The following is a 20,426-nucleotide window of genomic DNA, read 5'->3' on the forward strand; positions in this document are numbered from 1 at the left end:
CTGTTTTTATTTGTACTTCTTTATCTGCTTTTATTCGTATGGCAAAAAAAACAGTATGAAAAGAGCGAAATTGAACAAATCCAATACGTAAACCATCAAGCGGAAGATAGCTTGAACACGCTGCTTGATCAAATGCCAGTTGGTGTTCTGAAATTAGATTTATCTAGTGGCGAAGTCGAATGGTTTAATCCTTATGCTGAGTTGATTTTGACGACTGAAGAAGGCGAAATTGATGTTGACTTGATTCAAACCATTATCAAGGCTTCTGTGGGGAACCCTGGTTCTTATGCTAACTTGGGTGAAACACGCTATGCCGTTCATATGGACAAGGTTGCGGGTGTCCTGTATTTCTTTGACGTTTCAGGGGAATATGAAGCAACTGTCGAATTGGTAACCAGTCGACCAGTGATTGGGGTCATCTCGGTAGACAACTACGATGATTTAGAGGATGCAACCTCCGAATCGGATATCAGTCATATCAATAGTTTTGTGGCAAATTTTGTTTCAGAGTTTGCTGGTCAATATGCTATGTTTTCTCGGCGTGTGGGGATGGATCGATTTTATCTATTTACTGATTACACAGTTCTTGAGGGCTTGATGAATGATAAATTCTCTGTGATTGATGCCTTTCGTGAGGAGTCAAAACAGAGACAGCTGCCATTGACCTTGAGCATGGGCTTTTCTTATGGTGATGGAAATCATGATGAGATAGGGAAAGTTGCTTTAAGAAACTTGAACTTAGCTGAGGTTCGTGGTGGGGACCAAGTGGTTGTCAAGGAAAATGATGAAACCAAGAACCCAATCTATTTTGGTGGTGGTTCCGCAGCCTCCGTTAAGAGAACAAGAACACGTACCAGAGCCATGATGACAGCTATTTCAGATAAAATTCGAAGTGTAGACCAAGTCTTTGTAGTAGGTCACAAGAATCTAGATATGGACGCTTTGGGCTCTGCTGTTGGCATGCAGTTGTTTGCGAGCAATATCACTGAAAATAGCTATGCTGTTTATGATGCAGAACAAATGTCGCCAGACATTGAGCGGGCTGTCAACTTCTTGGGGAAAGAGGGAGTCACTAAACTCTTGCCTCTTACAGATGCGATGAGATTGGTCACCAAGCGCTCTTTGTTGATTTTAGTGGATCATTCCAAGACGGCTTTGACCTTGTCCAAAGGTTTTTATGAACTATTCACGCAAACCATTGTCATTGACCATCATAGACGTGATCAGGATTTTCCAGAGAATGCAGTCATCACCTATATCGAAAGTGGAGCAAGTAGTGCGAGTGAGTTGGTAACAGAATTGATTCAGTTCCAAAATTCTAAGAAAAATCGTTTGAGTCGTATGCAGGCCAGTGTTTTGATGGCTGGTATGATGCTGGATACCAAGAATTTTACATCTCGCGTGACGAGTCGAACCTTTGATGTGGCTAGCTATCTGAGAACACGGGGAAGCGACAGTATCGCAATTTAGGAGATTGCTGCGACAGATTTTGAAGAGTACCGTGAGGTAAATGAACTCATTTTACAAGGTCGTAAGCTGGGTGCAGATGTCTTGATTGCCCAAGCTAAGGACTCAACTACTTATGATACGGTTGTCATCAGTAAGGCTGCCGATGCTATGTTGGCTATGTCTGGTATTGAGGCTAGTTTCGTTCTAGCAAAAAATACACAAGGATTTATCTCTATCTCAGCTCGAAGCCGCAGTAAAATCAATGTCCAACGCATTATGGAAGAGTTGGGTGGCGGTGGTCACTTTAATCTAGCTGCTGCACAAATCGAGAATATGGGTCTGTCAGAAGTTGGAGACAAATTGACTCAACTTGTCTTAGATGAACTAAAGGAAAAGGAGAAAGAAGAATGAAAGTAATCTTTTTAGCAGATGTTAAAGGAAAAGGGAAAAAAGGCGAAATCAAGGAAGTGCCAACTGGCTACGCCCAAAACTTCCTGATTAAAAAGAATTTGGCTAAGGAAGCGACTGCTCAGGCAATCGGTGAATTGCGTGGAAAACAAAAATCAGAAGAAAAGGCTCATGCAGAGATGTTAGCAGAGGCAAGAGCAATCAAAGCCAAGCTTGAAGCAGAAGAAACTGTTGTAGAGTTTGTTGAAAAAGTTGGACCAGATGGCCGTACCTTTGGCTCAATCACCAATAAGAAGATTGCAGAAGAACTGCAAAAGCAATTTGGAATTAATATTGACAAGCGTCATATTCAAGTAAAGGCACCAATTCGAGCAGTAGGTTTGATTGATGTACCAGTGAAAATCTACCAAGATGTTACAAGTGTCATCAATCTTCGTGTAAAAGAAGGGTAAGTTTACAACTTCTTGACAAGATTGTAAAAGGAAGGAAAGTCGGATGGCAGAAGTAGAGGAACTGCGAGTTCAACCTCAGGATATTTTGGCAGAGCAATCTGTTCTGGGGGCTATTTTTATAGATGAGAGCAAGCTCGTTTTTGTCCGAGAATACATTGATTCTCGAGACTTCTTTAAGTATGCTCATCGGTTGATTTTCCAAGCGATGGTAGATTTGTCGGATCGTGGGGAAGCGATTGATGCGACGACGGTTCGGACGATTTTGGATAACCAAGGGGATCTCCAAAATATTGGTGGCTTGTCTTACCTTGTTGAAATTGTCAACTCTGTACCAACTTCAGCTAATGCAGAATATTATGCTAAAATCGTAGCTGAAAAGGCTATGCTACGTCGCTTGATTTCCAAGTTGACAGAGTCTGTCAACCAAGCTTATGAGGCTTCTAAGCCTGCAGATGAAATCATTGCTCAGGCTGAAAAGGGGCTCATTGATGTTAGCGAAAATGCCAATCGTAGTGGGTTCAAGAACATCCGTGATATTCTAAATATCAACTTTGGGAACCTAGAAGTTCGGTCACAACAAACAACGGATATCACAGGTATTGCAACGGGCTACCGTGATTTGGACCATATGACGACAGGTCTTCATGAGGAGGAGTTAATTATCCTAGCGGCGCGACCAGCGGTTGGTAAGACGGCCTTTGCCTTGAACATTGCTCAGAACATCGGGACTAAGTTGGACAAGACGGTTGCTATCTTTTCGCTAGAAATGGGTGCAGAAAGCCTAGTAGACCGTATGCTGGCAGCAGAAGGTTTGGTGGAGTCTCATTCTATCCGTACTGGTCAATTGACTGATGAGGAGTGGCAAAAATATACCATTGCTCAAGGGAATCTAGCCAACGCGAGTATCTATATTGATGATACGCCAGGGATTCGGATCACGGAAATTCGCTCTCGCTCACGTAAACTGGCTCAAGAAACAGGCAATCTAGGCTTGATTTTGATCGACTACCTACAGCTTATCACAGGTACTGGTCGTGAGAACCGCCAACAAGAAGTCTCTGAAATTTCTCGTCAGTTGAAAATTCTAGCCAAGGAATTAAAGGTTCCAGTCATTGCTCTTAGTCAGCTATCTCGTGGAGTGGAACAGCGTCAAGATAAGAGACCAGTCTTGTCTGATATTCGTGAATCGGGTTCTATCGAGCAGGATGCGGATATCGTAGCTTTTCTATACCGTGACGACTACTACGATCGTGCGGGTGAAGAAGAGGAAGGAATTCCAAATAACAAGGTTGAGGTTATCATTGAGAAAAATCGTAGTGGAGCTCGTGGAACGGTGGAATTGATTTTCCAAAAAGAATACAATAAATTTTCAAGTATCTCAAAGAGGGAGGCATAAAATGTCAGATGCATTTACAGATGTAGCCAAGATGAAAAAAATCAAAGAAGAGATCAAGGCGCATGAGGGACAAGTCGTTGAAATGACTTTGGAGAATGGCCGTAAGCGCCAAAAAAATAGATTGGGTAAGCTAATTGAGGTGTATCCATCTCTATTTATCGTTGAATTTGGGGATGTTGAAGGAGACAAACAAGCCAATGTCTACGTTGAATCCTTCACCTACTCAGATATCTTGACAGAAAAGAACTTGATTCGCTATCTAGACTAAGAATCCTAAAATGAAGTGAGCTTTGCTCACTTTTTTCTTTTTCTCCCGAATAGTATAAACGAGGGTAACCTCGGAAATTTATATTATTAAGGAGAATGAATGACGTTTTTTAAATCAGGAGTTAAGAAGAGTAGATGTACTCAGTTGAGTGTAGGGCTGGCTACTTTGTTCGTTACGAGTACCTTTTTGTTTGGTGGGGAATCGGTTCAAGCCGACAGTGTAGCGCGTGGAGATGATTATCCGCTTCACTACAAAAATGGTAGTGTTGAAATCGATCAGTGGCGGATGTATTCTCGCCAGTGTACCTCTTTTGCGGCCTTTCGTTTGAGTAGTGTAAATGGCTTTGAGATTCCTCCTGCCTATGGAAATGCGAATGAATGGGGACATCGTGCAAGGCGAGAAGGCTATCGTGTGGATACTAAGCCAGAAGTTGGGGCTATTGCTTGGTCGACAGAAGGTTATTATGGGCACGTGGCCTGGGTATCTAATGTATTAGGGGATACGATTGAGATTGAAGAGTATAACTATGGAGTTCGAGAGAGGTATAACCGTCGAATAGTTAAAGCTAGCACCATGACAGGGTTTATTCATTTTAAGGACTTGGTAGGGAATGGTGGTAGAACTGTAAATCCTATCAGGTCAGGGCTGGCATCTAGTGGGACTCACACGTTTACTCAAAAGTCTGCCATTCGAAACCAGCCGTCAAGTACAGCGCAAGTTATCGACTACTACTATCCTGGTGAAAATGTTAGCTACGATCAAATCGTAGAACAGGATGGTTATAAGTGGCTTAGTTACCTGTCCTATAGTGGAATGAGGAGATACGTCCAGTATATGGAAACAGAATCGGTGGAGAATGGTTGGAAGAAGCAAAACGGTATTTGGAATTACCGTGAGAACGGAAATCTCGCAACTGGTTGGAAGAAAATAAATGGCAGTTGGTATCACTTCAAAGAAAATGGAACCATGTCAACAGGTTGGGTGAAGGATGGCTCGCATTGGTACTATCTAAAGGCATCAGGGGAGATGCAGACAGGTTGGCTCAAGGAAAATGGAACATGGTATTATTTGGAGAGTTCAGGGGCTATGAAGTCTAGCCAATGGTTCCAAGTAGGAGGAAAGTATTACTACGTTAATGCTTCAGGGGCTTTAGCAGTGAATACCACTGTGGATGGCTATCGAGTGGACAGTAACGGAGCTAGAATCTAGAAAGAATATAAAAAAGTGGACTTCGCTACCATTTGCCTATTCTTTCCGATGGTATTTTTCCCCTCTTTCCTTTATAATGGGTGTATGGACAAGAAAAAATTATTATTAATTGATGGATCTTCTGTTGCTTTTCGAGCTTTTTTTGCGCTCTATCAGCAGTTGGATCGGTTTAAAAATGCTAATGGCCTTCATACCAATGCAATCTACGGTTTTCAACTCATGTTGAATCATGTCTTAGAGCGGGTTGAGCCCAGCCATGTTTTGGTAGCCTTTGATGCAGGTAAGACGACTTTCCGAACAGAGATGTATGCAGACTACAAAGGTGGTCGCGCTAAAACTCCAGATGAGTTTCGTGAGCAATTTCCCTTCATTCGTGAGTTGTTAGATCATCTTGGGATTCGCCATTATGAACTGCCCCAGTATGAAGCCGATGATATCATCGGGACCCTAGGTCGTTTGGCTGAGAAGGATTCTTTTGATGTGACAATCGTTAGCGGAGATAAGGATTTGATCCAGTTGACGGATGAGCATACGGTGGTCGAGATTTCTAAGAAAGGTGTGGCTGAGTTTGAGGCCTTTACGCCAGACTATCTTATGGAAAAAATGGGCCTCACACCGGCTCAGTTTATTGATCTTAAGGCTCTTATGGGGGATAAGTCTGATAATATCCCTGGTGTCACTAAGATTGGTGAAAAGACGGGTATCAAGCTCTTGCTAGAACACGGATCGCTTGAGGGTATTTATGAAAATATCGATGGGATGAAGGCTTCTAAGATGAAGGAAAATCTCATCAATGACAAGGAACAAGCTTTCCTGTCTAAAACCTTGGCGACCATTGAGACTCAGGCACCGATTGAGATTGGCCTTGATGACTTGGTATATAATGGCCCAGATGTGGAAAATCTCGGGAAATTCTACGATGAGATGGGCTTCAAACAGCTCAAGCAAGCTTTAAATGTGTCATCAACGGATTCGCCTGAAAGTTTGGATTTCGCCATCGTTGACCAAGTCAGTCAAGACATGCTGAGCGCAGACTCTATCTTCCACTTGGAACTCTTTGGTGAGAATTACCATACAGATGACTTAGTTGGTTTTGCCTGGTCCTGTGGGGATAAACTTTACGCTACAGATAAACTTGAGCTCTTGCAGGAGCCGATTCTCAAGGAATTTCTAGAAAAAACACCTCTGAAAGTGTATGACTTTAAGAAAGCTAAGGTTCTTTTAAATCGCTTGGGCTTGAATCTCCAGGCACCTGCTTTTGACAGCCGCTTGGCCAAATACCTCCTCTCTACTGTCGAGAACAATGAAATTTCAACCATTGCGAATCTCTATGGCCAGACTTATTTGGTCGATGATGAGACCTTCTACGGTAAGGGTGTTAAGAAAGCTATCCCTGAGAGAGAGAAATTCTTGGAGCATTTGGCTCGCAAGGTTGCTGTATTGGTTGAGACTGAGCCTGTTTTACTTGAAAAACTCAGTGAACATGGACAGTTAGATCTCCTCTATGACATGGAGCAACCTCTGGCTTTTGTCCTTGCTAAGATGGAAATTGCTGGTATCAAGGTCAAAAAAGAAACCCTGCTTGAGATGCAAGCTGAAAATGAGGTCGTCATTGAGCAACTCACTCAAGAGATTTATGAGCTAGCTGGTGAGGAGTTTAATATCAACTCGCCTAAGCAGTTGGGGGTGCTTCTCTTTGAAAAGCTTGGTCTTCCTCTAGAATACACCAAGAAAACCAAGACAGGTTACTCGACAGCCGTGGATGTGCTAGAGCGTCTGGCTCCTATTGCGCCAATTGTTAAGAAAATTCTCGATTACCGTCAGATTGCGAAGATTCAATCTACCTATGTGGTTGGTTTGCAGGATTGGATTTTGGCTGATGGCAAGATTCATACTCGATATGTGCAGGATTTGACTCAGACTGGGCGTTTGTCTAGTGTGGATCCAAACCTCCAAAATATTCCTGTTCGCTTGGAACAAGGTCGCCTCATTCGTAAGGCTTTTGTGCCAGAGTGGGAGGATAGTGTACTACTCAGTTCGGACTATTCACAGATTGAATTGCGCGTCTTGGCACATATCTCTAAAGATGAGCATTTGATTAAGGCTTTCCAAGAAGGAGCTGACATCCATACTTCAACGGCCATGCGAGTCTTTGGAATTGAACGTCCAGAGGATGTGACTCCAAACGACCGTCGCAATGCCAAGGCGGTTAACTTTGGAGTGGTTTACGGGATTTCAGACTTTGGTTTGGCAAACAATCTTGGTATTAGTCGTAAGAAGGCCAAAGCCTACATTGATACCTACTTTGAGCGTTTTCCTGGGATCAAAAACTATATGGAAGAAGTGGTGCGTGAAGCGCGTGATAAGGGATATGTAGAGACCCTCTTCAAGCGTCGTCGTGAGTTGCCAGATATCAATTCGCGCAACTTTAACATTCGTGGTTTTGCAGAGCGAACTGCCATTAACTCCCCTATTCAGGGTTCGGCAGCAGATATTCTTAAGATTGCTATGATCCAGCTAGACAAGGCTTTGGTAGAAGGCGGTTATCAGACCAAGATGCTGTTGCAAGTGCATGATGAAATCGTCCTTGAAGTTCCGAAATCAGAACTAGCAGCCGTCAAAGTACTGGTGAAACAAACCATGGAAGAAGCCATTCAACTCAGTGTTCCCCTTATCGCAGATGAAAATGAAGGGGCAACCTGGTACGAGGCTAAATAAGATAGCTAGGATAGAGTTTGAAGCATTTGTCTTCAAACTCTTTTTCAAGATTTTCTGTAAGCAGTTTCCTTGACTTATCCTTGCTTTTGCGTTATCATATGTCCATATAATATACGGGAGTCTGTGTACAGTCTGAGAGGAAGTGTTAAACTTCGACCGCACCTGATCTGGGTAATGCCAGCGTAGGGAAGGATACTTAGTCGAATTCTGCACCTTTTCCGTATATATGGTAAAGGTTTTTCTTTTTGTCAAAAGGAAAACCGAGAAGAGGAGGTTTTTATGAAAGCAAGCATTGCCTTGCAAGTCTTGCCCCTATCACAGGGGATTGATCGAATTGGTATTATCGATCAGGTTATTGCTTATCTGCAAGCTCAGTCCGTGACCATGGTGGTGACACCATTTGAAACGGTCTTGGAAGGGGAGTTTGATGAGCTCATGCGCATTCTCAAAGAAGCGCTTGAAGTGGCCGGGCAGGAGGCAGATAATGTCTTTGCCAATGTCAAAATAAATATAGGAGAGATTTTAAGCATCGATGAGAAACTTGAAAAGTATACTGAGACGACACATTAGTCTTTTGGGCTTTATAGGAGTCTTGTCGGTCTGGCAGTTAGCAGGAATATTCAAACTTTTACCCAAGTTTATCCTGCCAACTCCTCTTGAGATCCTCCAGTCCTTTGTTCGTGACAGAGAATTTCTCTGGCACCATAGCTGGGCGACCTTGAGAGTGGCTTTACTAGGTCTTGTTCTGGGTGTCCTTATTGCTTGTATCATGGCTGTGCTCATGGATAGTCTAGCTTGGCTCAATGATCTTATCTACCCTATGATGGTGGTTATCCAGACCATTCCGACCATTGCCATAGCTCCTATCTTGGTCTTGTGGCTAGGTTATGGGATTTTGCCCAAGATTGTCTTGATTATTTTGACGACAACCTTTCCTATCATAGTCAGTATTTTGGATGGTTTTAGACATTGTGACAAGGATATGTTGACCTTGTTTAGTCTGATGCGGGCCAAGCCTTGGCAAATCCTGTGGCATTTTAAAATCCCGGATAGCCTGCCTTACTTTTATGCAGGTCTGAGGGTCAGTGTCTCTTACGCCTTTATCACAACAGTGGTATCTGAGTGGTTGGGAGGCTTTGAAGGTCTTGGTGTTTATATGATTCAGTCAAAGAAACTGTTTCAGTATGATACCATGTTTGCTATTATTATTCTGGTGTCGATTATCAGCCTTCTAGGAATGAAGCTGGTCGATATCAGTGAGAAATATGTGATTAAATGGAAGCGTCCATAGAAGACATTTGAGAAAAAGAAAAGAGGAAATAAAATGAAAAAGACATGGAAAGTATTTTTAACGATTGTAACGGCTTTTGTAGCTGTCGTGCTTGTGGCTTGTGGACAAGGAACTGCTTCTAAGGACAACAAAGAAGCAGAAGTCAAGAAGATTGACTTTATCCTAGACTGGACGCCAAACACTAACCACACAGGACTTTATGTAGCTAAGGAAAAAGGTTATTTCAAAGAAGCTGGAGTGGATGTTGATTTGAAATTGCCACCAGAAGAAAGCTCATCTGACTTGGTTATCAATGGCAAGGCACCATTTGCTATCTATTTCCAAGACTACATGGCTAAGAAATTGGAAAAAGGGGCAGGAATCACTGCCGTTGCCGCTATCGTAGAGCACAATACATCAGGAATCATCTCACGTAAATCGGACAATGTCACTAGTCCAAAAGACTTGGTTGGCAAGAAATATGGAACCTGGAATGACCCGACTGAGCTTGCTATGTTGAAAACCTTGGTAGAATCTCAAGGTGGAGACTTTGAGAAGGTCGAAAAAGTACCAAACAACGACTCAAACTCAATCACACCGATTGCCAATGGTGTCTTTGACACTGCTTGGATCTACTACGGTTGGGATGGTATTCTTGCCAAATCTCAAGGCGTAGACGCTAACTTCATGTATTTGAAAGACTATGTAAAAGAGTTTGACTACTACTCACCAGTAATCATCGCTAACAACGACTATCTCAAAGAAAACAAAGAAGAAGCTCGTAAAGTCATCCAAGCTATCAAAAAAGGCTACCAATACGCTATGGAACATCCAGAAGAAGCTGCAGATATCCTCATCAAGAATGCACCTGAACTCAAGGAAAAACGTGACTTTGTCATCGAATCTCAAAAATACTTGTCAAAAGAATATGCAAGCGACAAGGAAAAATGGGGTCAATTTGACGCAGCTCGCTGGAATGCCTTCTACAAATGGGATAAAGAAAATGGTATCCTCAAAGAAGACTTGACTGACAAAGGATTCACTAACGAATTTGTAAAATAATGACAGAAATTAGACTAGAACACGTAAGCTATGCCTATGGCGATGAAAAGATTTTAGAGGATATCAACCTGCAGGTGACTTCGGGTGAAGTGGTTTCTATTCTAGGTCCAAGTGGTGTTGGAAAGACTACCCTCTTTAACCTGATTGCAGGGATTTTAGAGGTCCAGTCTGGACGAATTATCCTTGATGGCGAGGAAAATCCCAAAGGGCGCGTGAGTTATATGTTGCAAAAGGATCTCCTCTTGGAGCACAAGACGGTGCTTGGCAATATTATCCTGCCCCTCTTGATTCAAAAGGTGAATAAGGTAGAAGCCATTGCCCGAGCGGATGAAATTCTTGCGACCTTCCAGTTGACAGTTGTAAGGGACAAGTATCCTCATGAACTCAGCGGAGGGATGCGTCAGCGTGTGGCCTTACTCCGCACCTACCTTTTCGGGCACAAACTCTTTCTCTTAGACGAGGCCTTTAGTGCCTTGGATGAGATGATCAAGATGGAACTTCACGCTTGGTATCTGGAGATTCACAAGCAGTTGCAGCTAACAACCTTGATTATCACGCATAGTATCGAAGAGGCCCTCAATCTTAGCGACCGCATCTATATCTTGAAAAATCGCCCTGGGCAGATTGTTTCAGAAATTAAACTAGATTGGTCTGAAGACGAGGACAAGGAAGTCCAAAAAATTGCCTATAAGCGTCAAATCTTGGCGGAATTGGGATTAAATACTTAGAAAAATAGGGAGTCGGTGAAGATTATTCTTTACTTGCTCCCTTTTCCTTTAAAAAAATCAAAAATTTCGGTATAATAGTCAAAGATAGTCAAGGTTCAAAGAAGGAGTTTGATTTACTATGAGATTTAAAAATACATCAGATCATATCGAAGCCTATATCAAGGCGATTTTAGACCAGTCTGGTATCGTGGAATTGCAGCGGAGCCAGTTAGCAGATACCTTTCAGGTTGTGCCGAGTCAGATCAACTATGTAATCAAGACACGTTTTACTGAAAGCAGAGGTTACTTGGTTGAGAGCAAGCGTGGTGGCGGAGGCTACATTCGCATAGGGCGGATTGAGTTTTCCAGTCATCATGAGATGCTCCGCGATTTGCTTTACTCGATTGGTGAGAGAGTTAGTCAGGAGATCTATGAGGATATTCTCCAGCTTTTGGTGGAGCAGGACTTGATGACCAAACAGGAGATGACCTTGCTGGCATCTGTGGCAACGGATCGTGTCCTAGGGGAAGAATCCTCAGTTGTCCGTGCCAATATGCTCCGACAGCTATTACAAGAGGTAGATAGAAAAGAGAAGTAAGATGAACTATTCAAAAGCATTGAATGAATGTATCGAGAGTGCCTACATGGTTGCAAGCCATTTTGGAGCCCGTTACCTAGAGTCTTGGCATTTATTGATTGCCATGTCCAATCACAGTTATAGTGTGGCAGGTGCGACTCTAAATGATTATCCTTATGAAATGGACCGTTTAGAAGAGGTTGCGTTAGAACTGACTGAAACGGCCTATAGCCAGGACGAAACCTTTACAGAATTACCCTTTTCCCATCGTTTGGAGGTTCTCTTTGCAGAAGCAGAGTATGTGGCCTCAGTGGTCCACGCAAAGGTGCTAGGGACAGAGCATGTCCTCTATGCAATCTTGCATGACGGCAATGCCTTGGCGACACGCATCTTGGAGAGAGCAGGCTTTTCTTATGAAGACCAGAAAGATCAGGTCAGAATTGCTGCTCTTCGTCGCAATCTAGAAGAGCGTGCTGGCTGGACTCGTGAAGACCTCAAGGCTTTGCGTCAACGCCATCGCACAGTAACTGACAAGCAAAATTCCATGGCAAATATGATGGGCATGCCTCAAGCTCAAAGTGGTGGTTTAGAGGATTATACTCATGACCTGACGGAGCAAGCGCGTTCTGGCAAGTTAGAGCCAGTTATCGGTCGAGACAAGGAAATCTCACGTATGATTCAAATCTTGAGCCGTAAAACCAAGAACAATCCGGTCTTGGTTGGAGATGCGGGTGTCGGGAAAACAGCTTTAGCACTTGGGCTTGCCCAGCGTATTGCTAGTGGGGATGTACCTGCGGAAATGGCTAAGATGCGCGTTTTAGAGCTTGATTTGATGAATGTTGTTGCGGGGACACGTTTTCGTGGTGACTTTGAAGAACGTATGAACAATATCATCAAGGATATCGAGGAAGATGGCAAAGTGATCCTCTTTATCGATGAACTCCACACCATTATGGGTTCTGGAAGCGGTATTGATTCGACTCTGGATGCTGCCAATATTTTGAAACCAGCCTTAGCTCGCGGAACTTTGAGAACAGTTGGGGCCACCACTCAGGAAGAATACCAAAAACACATCGAAAAAGATGCTGCCCTTTCTCGTCGGTTTGCAAAAGTGACGATTGAAGAGCCAAGTTTAGCTGACAGCATGACCATTTTGCAAGGTTTGAAGGCTACCTATGAGAAACACCACCGTGTGCAAATCACAGATGAAGCCGTTGAAACAGCTGTCAAGATGGCGCATCGTTACTTGACTAGCCGTCACTTGCCGGACTCTGCTATCGACCTATTGGATGAAGCAGCAGCAACAGTGCAAAACAACTCCAAGCATGTGAAAGCAGACGAATCCGACTTGAGCCCAGCTGAAAAGGCCTTGATGGATGGCAAGTGGAAACAAGCTGCCCAGTTAATCGCAAAAGAGCAGGAAGTCCCTGTCTATAAAGACTTGGTAACAGAATCTGAAATTTTGACGACCTTGAGTCGCTTGTCAGGGATTCCAGTCCAAAAACTGACGCAAACAGATGCTAAGAAATACCTGAACTTGGAAGCGGAGTTGCACAAACGTGTCATCGGTCAAGATCAAGCTGTTTCAAGTATTAGCCGTGCGATTCGCCGCAACCAGTCAGGAATTCGTAGTCACAAGCGTCCGATTGGTTCCTTTATGTTCCTAGGACCGACAGGAGTCGGTAAGACCGAATTGGCAAAGGCTCTGGCAGAAGTCCTCTTTGATGACGAATCAGCCCTTATCCGCTTTGATATGAGTGAGTATATGGAGAAATTCGCAGCTAGCCGTCTCAATGGAGCCCCTCCTGGCTATGTAGGCTACGAAGAAGGTGGGGAGTTGACCGAGAAGGTTCGCAACAAACCATACTCCGTTCTCCTCTTTGATGAGGTAGAGAAGGCCCACCCAGATATTTTTAATGTTCTCTTGCAGGTTCTGGATGACGGTGTTTTGACAGATAGCAAGGGACGCAAGGTGGATTTTTCAAATACCATTATCATCATGACGTCAAACCTTGGTGCGACGGCTCTTCGTGATGACAAGACTGTCGGCTTTGGGGCTAAAGATATTCGTTTTGACCAAGAAAATATGGAAAAACGAATCTTTGAAGAGTTGAAAAAGACTTATCGACCAGAGTTTATCAACCGTATTGATGAAAAGGTGGTCTTCCACAGTTTGGATAGCGAACACATGCAAGAAATTGTCAAGATTATGGTGAAACCATTGATTGCTAGCCTCGCTGAGAAGGGCATTGACTTGAAACTGCAAGCTTCAGCGTTGAAGTTACTAGCAAGCCAAGGATATGATCCGGAAATGGGAGCTCGCCCACTTCGCAGAACCCTGCAAACAGAAGTGGAGGACAAGTTGGCAGAACTCCTCCTTAAGGGAGAGTTAGTAGCAGGCAAGACCCTCAAGATTGGTGTCAAAGCTGGTCAATTAAAATTTGATATTGCTTAAAAATGGAGAGTCAGGAGCAATCCTGATTCTTTTTTTGCTACTTTTTTATAAAAAATGATAAAAAACTATTGACAAAACAAAAATATAGTATATAATAAAAACATAGAAAATAAAAATATCAAAAATTATAAAAAGGTAAACAAGTATGAAAAAGAAAACAGCAGTGGTATTTGGAACCTTTGCTCCTCTTCATCAGGGGCATATCGATCTGATCCAGCGAGCGAAGCGTCAGTGTGAGCAGGTCTGGGTAGTCGTTTCAGGCTACGAGGGAGACCGAGGCGAGCAGGTAGGTTTAAGTCTTCAAAAACGATTTCGCTATATCCGAGAGGCTTTTCGTGATGACGAATTGACCTCTGTCTGCAAGCTGGATGAGACCAACCTTCCCCGTTACCCTATGGGCTGGCAGGAGTGGTTGGACCAGATGTTAGCGGAGATTTCCTATGATGAAACCCAGCAAGATTTGACTTTCTTTGTGGGAGAAGAAGAATACCAGCAAGAACTAGCTAAACGTGGATTTGGCACCGTCTTGCAAGAAAGAAAGTTTGGTATCTCAGCGACTATGATTCGAGAAAATCCAAGCAAATATTGGAAATACATCGCTCAACCCTTCCGCCGTCAGTTTACCAAGAAAGTGTTGATTATGGGAAGTGCCAGCAATGGGAAGACCACTCTAGCCAAGGATTTGGCAAGGTATTACGATGCGCCCGTCAGTCTGGAGTATGCGCGTGAGTACCAGATCAAAAACAATGTCCGCGACGATGAATTGACTCCAAAGGATTACTACTATCTCCTGTTGGGACAGTATGACCAGACCTCAAAACTAATCGATAGCAATGCCAATCGAGGCCTAGTGATAGCCGATACCAACTCCTTGGTAACCAAGGGTTACTATGACTATTACATGGAGACTGAGGACCAAGGAGACTTATCAGGGGAAACCTTTGACAATCTCTTTGCCTCTATCTTGGCTAAGGAAAAATGGGACTTGATTCTCTTTGTGCAGCCTGTGGGTTCCTATGTTAATGACGGGTTTAGAGATATGACCATGGCAGAAGACCACATTCGCTACAGTTTTTCCCAGCATTTGGACCAGATGAGGGAGAGATACTTAACGACCATTCCTTTAGTTTATCTAGCTGAGGATTATCTAGGCAATTATGAAGCAGCAAAAGTGGCTATTGATGCCATTTACCAAGCAGATTAGGAGAAATTATGAAAAAGCTAACTGAAAAAATCACACAATTTATCGAAAACTTTAAAAATGTCCATGCTGAAGCCCGCAAGATCGGTTTTGCAGGGATCATGCGCCTGCTCTGGAAAGATCTTTTTGTCGGCCGTAGCCTTGTCCAGTGGTTATACCTCATCGCTCTGTCAAGTGTTCCTTTGATCTTGGAATTCACTCAAAATACGGAAAGTCATGACTGGCTGAGCTTGTTTGCATCTTGGACTGGGATTGTCTGTGTTATCTTGGTAGCAGAAGGGCGTGCGAGCAATTATCTCTTTGGGGCTATTAACTCGGCTATCTACTTGATCTTGGCCATGAATGCGACTTTTTATGGCGAAGTTTTGACGACCGTTTACTTCTTTGTCATGCAGCCGATTGGTCTCTATGCTTGGTTGTCCAATCGTATCAATGACCAAGGTAAACCAGAAGAATCCCACTTTGAAGCTAAGAAATTATCTGTTCTTGACTGGTTCAAGTACTTGGCCTTGACTGCCATTATATGGATTGGTATGGGCTTGGCTTACCAAAGTATCAATAGCGCTCGCCCTTTCCGTGATAGTGTTACTGATGCGACCAATGGTGTTGGTCAGCTCTTGATGACACGTCTCTACCGTGAGCAATGGATTTTCTGGATTGCAACCAATCTCTTTAGTATTTATCTCTGGTGGGGTGAAAATATCCACATCCAAGGGATGTACTGGGTTTACACACTCAACAGTCTAGTGGGGTGGTACCAATGGACTAAGGCAGTTCGAAAGGAGGCATAAGATGGCAGATACGATGATTCCAGCCGGGATGACGGAAAAAGAATATTATGAAATCCATGCCAGTCAGGAGGAGTTTTTAGACTGGTACTACAAGCAGGAACTCCCTCAATATGAAAAACCAAGCGTGACAGTGGATATGGTAGCCTACTGCTTTGTCGAAGGAAAAATCAAACTCTTGCTAATCCGTCGCAAGGCTCACCCTTATCAAAACTGTTTAGCCTTAGTTGGAGGCTTTATGGACAAGGGAGAAGATGCTGCACATGCCTGTCAGCGCGAAGTGAGAGAAGAAGTCAATCTCGATCTACCTTTGGAGAAAATCGAGCAATTGATGACCGTATCGACCCCCGGTCGTGATCCACGGGGCTGGACAGTGACCATTGCCCACTTAGTGTACCTACCTAGTCGTGCCTTAGACCTCGTTCGGGCAGGTGACGATGCCAAGGATGTCGTTTTCGTAGATGTCGATTTTCAGACAGGCAAATGTTTCCTAGAGGGGGTCGAGCTGGAGGAGCAAGCCTTCGCTTTTGACCATTATGCCATTATCCAAGAATCCATCAAACGAATCCAAGGCCGTCTCGACTGGAACCCAACCTTCCTTTATCTGCTGGAGGAGGAGTTCACTGTCTATGAAGGAACCGAACTGGTCAATCTCATCAACCCTGGTCGACCAATCGTCAGCAATAACTTTCTCGTAAAATACGGCGAATATGTAGAAGAAGTCGGACTCAAACGAGTACCCAAAAAGAAACCAAGAAAAACCTATCGATTGAAATAAAAAGTGAGGCCGGGACAAAGTTCCCGACCTCTTTATTTATCATCATTTTTATGAATGGCTATCTTTCTTAGAATTACACAAGAGCGATGCAAAAAATAGGACTCTAATCTAAAAAATTTTCTATTTTTTCGTTTCGATTACGAATTGAAATAGTGGAGGGAACAATTTTTAAAATAGGTTCTCTAAATAGTTGACAGATTCAAGGCCTAATGTTACAATTACATTACAAAAAGATTTCTTAATATTTCAAAAGTGTTACAAAGGAGTGGAAAGATGAAAAAGAAAACCTATATCAAATTGATGGCAGCGACTGTGTTGGCTTCTACCTTGCTACTGGGAGCTTGTGGAAATAAAAACGAAACCACTCAAACCAGCAGCTCTGCCAAGACAAGCCAATCATCAAGTTCTAAAGCAGCTTCTTCTAACAAAGAAAGCAAGACTCAAAAATCTTCAAGCTCAGCTTCATCTGAAAAGGCCCAGGCATCTTCTGGTCAGTCTTCTACAGCGGCGGATCAGTCACAAGCGAAACCAGCGCCTGAATCAAGACAAGAACAAGCAGCCCCTAGTCAGCAAGCTCCATCTCAGGCACCTTCAACTCAGCAAGGCTCTCAAGCCCAGTCTAACCAGTCAGGCTATGATCCAACAACTGACCGCAAACTTCAAGACAAGCAAGCAGAACACAACAAACGCTACAAGGGTGTTTTAACCATGGTCGATGGTGATTTCTCAGCAGCTGCAGGCAACTGGAAGGGAGCGAATGGCGAAACTATTACGGTTTCATCAGGGGGCCAATTTACAGTAGAAACTGCAGAAGGAAATAAAGAAAACTACTCTATTAGAGGCTACTCTTACACTCTTGATGATGGCAAGTATAATGCTAAAATCGGAGGAGGAAAAATCATCCAAATTACAACAGGTGCGGATGGTAAAGTTTCAAGCGTTGCCTTGATTCAATAATAAAATTTTGTGTTTTGACTCTTACTAGAAATCGTTCTGTAAAAGAGTGAGTCAACTGTTTTTCACTTAGTTTCTCCAAGAGAAAGTGGTATAATAAAAAAATCAAAGGAAAACGAGTGATAATACATGGCGGATAAATTAATCTTACCTCAAAACACACGATTGATGGGAGTATTTCTTGGATTTGTAGGTGGTTCTTTGGATGTGTTTTGCCATATTCAATACCATAGTTTGGTAGCGACACAGACAGGGAATATTCTCCTACTGATATCTGATTGGCACGACTCAAATGTTATCAATACGATGCTACGATTCTGCTCCATTATTTTCTTTTCTCTAGGATTTCTGTTTGCATTGCACATGAAAGAATACCGTAAAACGGCCTACTGGCGGGTTAAGATGCTGCTTCCTTTATTTATTGGAACTCTTATTCTACCTTTCTTTTCACGATTTCCTCTATTAGAAGTTCCTTTCATCGCTTTTGGAACAGGAATGATGATGCTAACATTTACGGGCAGTTTGATTGAAGATCATCCCTATGTCATTTTTATGACGTCTGGAAATTACCGAAAGATGTTGACCGCTTTGTATCGCATTGCTAGAAGAGAAGGAAATATCCAAGAATACCGTCGTCAGGCCTTAAATTATGGGATTGTTGTGGGAAGTTTCATAGTGGGCGCAATCAGCTTGGCTGTATTGATGCATTTTCTTCATGAATGGTCTATATGGATTGTTAGCCTCAATTTGTTTTTGATTATGTCCTACTATATAGCTAGAGTGAAGCAATTAGATTTACAAGATGAAAACATATAAAAAACGGCAAGACTCATTTTTGAGCTTTGCCGTTTTTGTGAGTTGTAGATGCGAGACTATGCTTTGTCTAATTGCAAGAGGGCTTCAATCTCTGCTAGGGTGCTAGCTTGTGAAATGGCTCCACGAAGTTTGGCAGCGCCAGATGTTCCACGGAGGTAGTGCGGAGCGAGGCCGCGGAATTCACGAACGGCTACGTTTTCTCCTTTGAGGTTAATCAAGCGTTTCAAGTGCTCGTAGGCGATTTTCATCTTGTCTTCAAATGTCAAGTCAGGGAGAATTTCTCCTGTTTCAAAGTAGTGATTGATCTGGTTGAAGAGGTAGGGATTTCCCATGGCTGCGCGGCCAATCATAACTGCGTCAGCACCAACTTCTTCGATACGCTGTTTGGCGTCTTGAACCGTACGGATGTCACCATTGGCGATAAATGGAATCTTAGTCAGTGCTTGGGCTACATCGTGCAAGGTCTCGAGGTCTGCGTGGCCTGTGTACATTTGTTCGCGAGTACGGCCATGCATAGCGAGGGCAGAGACACCAGCAGCCTCAGCAGCTAGGGCATTCTCTACGGCTAGGGATGGATCAGACCATCCAGTACGCATTTTGACGGTGAGGGGGATGTCAAGGACAGATTGGACCTTGTTGATAATAGAGTAGATCTTGTCTGGGTCCTTGAGCCACATAGCGCCAGCTTCGTTTTTCACGATTTTGTTAACTGGGCAGCCCATGTTGATATCAACGATATCAGTCTTGGTGTTTTCTTGGATGAATTCTGCTGCGCGTGCGAGGCTATCTTCGTCGCTACCAAAGAGTTGGATAGAAACGGGGTTTTCGCCTTCATCGATGTGAAGCATGTGCAAGGTTTTTTCGTTGTTGTATTGGATTCCCTTGTCAGAGACCATTTCCATCACAACGAGTCCAGCTCCGAGCTCTTTTGCAATGGTACGAAAGGCTGAGTTGGTCACGCCAGCCATGGGTGCTAAAACAGTACGATTGGGAATCTCAACATTGCCAATCATAAAGGGTGTATTAAGATTTGTCACGAATGAGTTCCTCCAGGTCGTTTTCATCAAAGTTATAAGTAGTTTGGCAGAATTGACAAGTAATTTCTGCCCCGTGGTCTTCCTCTTTCATTTCCTCAAGGTCTGAATTTGGAAGGCTGGCAAGAGCGTTCATAAAACGGTCTTTGCTGCAGTCACATTGGAAACGAATTTCTTCTTCAGATAGACGTTTGTAGGATTCGTCACCATAGATGGCCTTGAGGAGGGCTTCGATATGGTCATCGCTTTCTAGAAGTGTTGAGATGGCTGGCATTTCTTGGATGCGTTTCTCAAAGCGAGCAATCTCTTCTTCCTTGGCTCCTGGCAATACTTGGAGAAGAAAACCACCGGCAACATTGACCTTGTCATCTTTATCCAAAAGAACATTGAGGCCGACTGCTGAAGGGGTTTGTTGACTTTCAGTCAGGTAGTAGGCTAAGTCTTCACCGATTTCCCCAGAGATGAGGGGAGTCATGGAGTTGTAGGGATTTCCAGTACCGTAGTCTGTGATAACGAGAAATTGGCCATTGCCGACAAAAGGTCCGACAAGGACTTCACCAGTTGCAGTCTTTTTGATGTCAACACCTGGATTTTGAACGTAGCCTTTGACGTTTCCCTTGGTATCTGCAACCGTGATGATGGCACCAAGAGAGCTGGTTCCAAGAACTTTAACTGTTAGCTTGGTATTTCCTTTTTCATTGGCTGCGAGAATCTGGCTAGCGATAAGGGTACGGCCAAGTGCAACAGTTGAACTGGCTTGAGTTTGATGTTTTTCTTGAGCAGTGCGGACGGTTTCAGTGCTATCAAGGACAAAAGCACGAAAGGCTCCGCTTTCTGATATAGTTTTAATAATTTTATCCATACCTTCTATTTTAGCATAAAAA

At 43.4% G+C, this 20,426-nt stretch carries 18 protein-coding genes, 1 pseudogene and 1 riboswitch; of the genes and pseudogenes, 17 read left to right on the forward strand and 2 right to left on the reverse strand.

Translation table 11 applies throughout. The features are described 5' to 3' along the window. Window positions 1–21: 21 nt before the first annotated feature. The 17 genes and pseudogenes from M1F97_RS04505 to M1F97_RS04585 all read left to right on the forward strand — a co-directional run. Window positions 22–1,860, forward strand: a pseudogene (locus M1F97_RS04505) (DHH family phosphoesterase); the annotation flags it as partial. Then, window positions 1,857–2,309: a 50S ribosomal protein L9 gene (rplI, locus tag M1F97_RS04510; protein ID WP_000864206.1), complete on the forward strand. Its 453-nt coding sequence runs from the start codon at window positions 1,857–1,859 to the stop codon at window positions 2,307–2,309. The pseudogene M1F97_RS04505 and the gene rplI, both read left to right, overlap by 4 nt. 43 nt (window positions 2,310–2,352) lie before the next feature. Further along, a complete protein-coding gene (gene dnaB, locus M1F97_RS04515; protein WP_061588531.1) occupies window positions 2,353–3,705 on the forward strand; it encodes a replicative DNA helicase in 1,353 nt (450 codons plus the stop codon). A gap of 1 nt (window position 3,706) precedes the next feature. After that, window positions 3,707–3,973 carry a Veg family protein gene (locus M1F97_RS04520; protein WP_001278165.1) on the forward strand — a complete coding sequence of 89 codons (267 nt, stop codon included), beginning with the start codon at window positions 3,707–3,709 and terminating at the stop codon, window positions 3,971–3,973. A gap of 99 nt (window positions 3,974–4,072) precedes the next feature. Continuing rightward, window positions 4,073–5,182 (forward strand): SH3 domain-containing protein, encoded by a 1,110-nt coding sequence (locus M1F97_RS04525; protein ID WP_084948219.1) that lies wholly within the window; start codon window positions 4,073–4,075, stop codon window positions 5,180–5,182. A gap of 84 nt (window positions 5,183–5,266) precedes the next feature. Further along, on the forward strand, window positions 5,267–7,900 hold the full coding sequence (polA, locus tag M1F97_RS04530) for a DNA polymerase I (protein ID WP_247944343.1): 2,634 nt from the start codon (window positions 5,267–5,269) through the stop codon (window positions 7,898–7,900). 103 nt (window positions 7,901–8,003) lie between these two features. Further along, window positions 8,004–8,106: riboswitch (TPP riboswitch) on the forward strand. A 73-nt stretch (window positions 8,107–8,179) separates the two neighbouring features. Then, window positions 8,180–8,470 (forward strand): thiamine-binding protein, encoded by a 291-nt coding sequence (locus M1F97_RS04535; RefSeq protein ID WP_247944344.1) that lies wholly within the window; start codon window positions 8,180–8,182, stop codon window positions 8,468–8,470. Beyond that, window positions 8,433–9,191 carry an ABC transporter permease gene (locus M1F97_RS04540; protein WP_247944345.1) on the forward strand — a complete coding sequence of 253 codons (759 nt, stop codon included), beginning with the start codon at window positions 8,433–8,435 and terminating at the stop codon, window positions 9,189–9,191. Before M1F97_RS04535 ends, M1F97_RS04540 begins: the two co-directional genes overlap by 38 nt. Before the next feature lie 33 nt (window positions 9,192–9,224). Continuing rightward, complete coding sequence (locus tag M1F97_RS04545) at window positions 9,225–10,232, forward strand: ABC transporter substrate-binding protein (RefSeq protein WP_247944346.1); 1,008 nt, start codon at window positions 9,225–9,227, stop codon at window positions 10,230–10,232. Continuing rightward, window positions 10,232–10,960: an ABC transporter ATP-binding protein gene (locus M1F97_RS04550; protein WP_247944347.1), complete on the forward strand. Its 729-nt coding sequence runs from the start codon at window positions 10,232–10,234 to the stop codon at window positions 10,958–10,960. Before M1F97_RS04545 ends, M1F97_RS04550 begins: the two co-directional genes overlap by 1 nt. A 118-nt stretch (window positions 10,961–11,078) precedes the next feature. Continuing rightward, window positions 11,079–11,537 (forward strand): CtsR family transcriptional regulator, encoded by a 459-nt coding sequence (locus M1F97_RS04555; protein ID WP_001211261.1) that lies wholly within the window; start codon window positions 11,079–11,081, stop codon window positions 11,535–11,537. A 1-nt stretch (window position 11,538) separates the two neighbouring features. Then, the gene (locus tag M1F97_RS04560) at window positions 11,539–13,971 is read left to right on the forward strand and encodes an ATP-dependent Clp protease ATP-binding subunit (protein ID WP_247944348.1); all 2,433 of its coding nucleotides are present in this window, start codon (window positions 11,539–11,541) and stop codon (window positions 13,969–13,971) included. 145 nt (window positions 13,972–14,116) lie between these two features. Further along, complete coding sequence (locus tag M1F97_RS04565) at window positions 14,117–15,175, forward strand: AAA family ATPase (RefSeq protein ID WP_247944349.1); 1,059 nt, start codon at window positions 14,117–14,119, stop codon at window positions 15,173–15,175. An 8-nt stretch (window positions 15,176–15,183) separates the two neighbouring features. Further along, window positions 15,184–15,963, forward strand: coding sequence for a nicotinamide riboside transporter PnuC (gene pnuC / locus M1F97_RS04570; protein ID WP_125449069.1), 780 nt, complete (start codon window positions 15,184–15,186; stop codon window positions 15,961–15,963). Window position 15,964: 1 nt separating this feature from the next. Next, on the forward strand, window positions 15,965–16,738 hold the full coding sequence (locus tag M1F97_RS04575; protein ID WP_125449067.1) for an NUDIX domain-containing protein: 774 nt from the start codon (window positions 15,965–15,967) through the stop codon (window positions 16,736–16,738). Window positions 16,739–17,011: 273 nt separating this feature from the next. Beyond that, window positions 17,012–17,695: a hypothetical protein gene (locus M1F97_RS04580; RefSeq protein WP_125449065.1), complete on the forward strand. Its 684-nt coding sequence runs from the start codon at window positions 17,012–17,014 to the stop codon at window positions 17,693–17,695. A gap of 126 nt (window positions 17,696–17,821) precedes the next feature. Beyond that, window positions 17,822–18,508: a YoaK family protein gene (locus M1F97_RS04585; RefSeq protein ID WP_000764008.1), complete on the forward strand. Its 687-nt coding sequence runs from the start codon at window positions 17,822–17,824 to the stop codon at window positions 18,506–18,508. A 56-nt stretch (window positions 18,509–18,564) separates the two neighbouring features. Here M1F97_RS04585 and dusB read toward each other — a convergent pair whose 3' ends face one another. Both dusB and hslO read right to left on the reverse strand, forming a co-directional pair. Further along, complete coding sequence (gene dusB, locus M1F97_RS04590) at window positions 18,565–19,545, reverse strand: tRNA dihydrouridine synthase DusB (RefSeq protein ID WP_247944350.1); 981 nt, start codon at window positions 19,543–19,545, stop codon at window positions 18,565–18,567. Further along, the gene (hslO, locus tag M1F97_RS04595) at window positions 19,532–20,404 is read right to left on the reverse strand and encodes an Hsp33 family molecular chaperone HslO (RefSeq protein WP_247944351.1); all 873 of its coding nucleotides are present in this window, start codon (window positions 20,402–20,404) and stop codon (window positions 19,532–19,534) included. Before hslO ends, dusB begins: the two co-directional genes overlap by 14 nt. Window positions 20,405–20,426: the final 22 nt, after the last annotated feature.

The organism is Streptococcus oralis (genome assembly GCF_023110435.1).
Lineage (GTDB): Bacteria > Bacillota > Bacilli > Lactobacillales > Streptococcaceae > Streptococcus > Streptococcus oralis_CF.

Excerpts from the sequence above, each read along its gene's own strand:
- M1F97_RS04565 (WP_247944349.1), top strand. The coding sequence starts at position 14,117 with ATGAAAAAGAAAACAGCAGTGGTATTTGGAACCTTTGCTCCTCTTCAT.
- M1F97_RS04560 (WP_247944348.1), top strand. The coding sequence starts at position 11,539 with ATGAACTATTCAAAAGCATTGAATGAATGTATCGAGAGTGCCTACATG.
- pnuC (WP_125449069.1), top strand. The coding sequence starts at position 15,184 with ATGAAAAAGCTAACTGAAAAAATCACACAATTTATCGAAAACTTTAAA.
- M1F97_RS04555 (WP_001211261.1), top strand. The coding sequence starts at position 11,079 with ATGAGATTTAAAAATACATCAGATCATATCGAAGCCTATATCAAGGCG.
- hslO (WP_247944351.1), bottom strand. The coding sequence starts at position 20,404 with ATGGATAAAATTATTAAAACTATATCAGAAAGCGGAGCCTTTCGTGCT.
- M1F97_RS04535 (WP_247944344.1), top strand. The coding sequence starts at position 8,180 with ATGAAAGCAAGCATTGCCTTGCAAGTCTTGCCCCTATCACAGGGGATT.
- M1F97_RS04585 (WP_000764008.1), top strand. The coding sequence starts at position 17,822 with ATGGCGGATAAATTAATCTTACCTCAAAACACACGATTGATGGGAGTA.
- rplI (WP_000864206.1), top strand. The coding sequence starts at position 1,857 with ATGAAAGTAATCTTTTTAGCAGATGTTAAAGGAAAAGGGAAAAAAGGC.
- M1F97_RS04575 (WP_125449067.1), top strand. The coding sequence starts at position 15,965 with ATGGCAGATACGATGATTCCAGCCGGGATGACGGAAAAAGAATATTAT.
- M1F97_RS04545 (WP_247944346.1), top strand. The coding sequence starts at position 9,225 with ATGAAAAAGACATGGAAAGTATTTTTAACGATTGTAACGGCTTTTGTA.
- M1F97_RS04550 (WP_247944347.1), top strand. The coding sequence starts at position 10,232 with ATGACAGAAATTAGACTAGAACACGTAAGCTATGCCTATGGCGATGAA.
- M1F97_RS04580 (WP_125449065.1), top strand. The coding sequence starts at position 17,012 with ATGAAAAAGAAAACCTATATCAAATTGATGGCAGCGACTGTGTTGGCT.
- M1F97_RS04525 (WP_084948219.1), top strand. The coding sequence starts at position 4,073 with ATGACGTTTTTTAAATCAGGAGTTAAGAAGAGTAGATGTACTCAGTTG.
- M1F97_RS04540 (WP_247944345.1), top strand. The coding sequence starts at position 8,433 with ATGAGAAACTTGAAAAGTATACTGAGACGACACATTAGTCTTTTGGGC.
- dnaB (WP_061588531.1), top strand. The coding sequence starts at position 2,353 with ATGGCAGAAGTAGAGGAACTGCGAGTTCAACCTCAGGATATTTTGGCA.
- polA (WP_247944343.1), top strand. The coding sequence starts at position 5,267 with ATGGACAAGAAAAAATTATTATTAATTGATGGATCTTCTGTTGCTTTT.
- M1F97_RS04520 (WP_001278165.1), top strand. The coding sequence starts at position 3,707 with ATGTCAGATGCATTTACAGATGTAGCCAAGATGAAAAAAATCAAAGAA.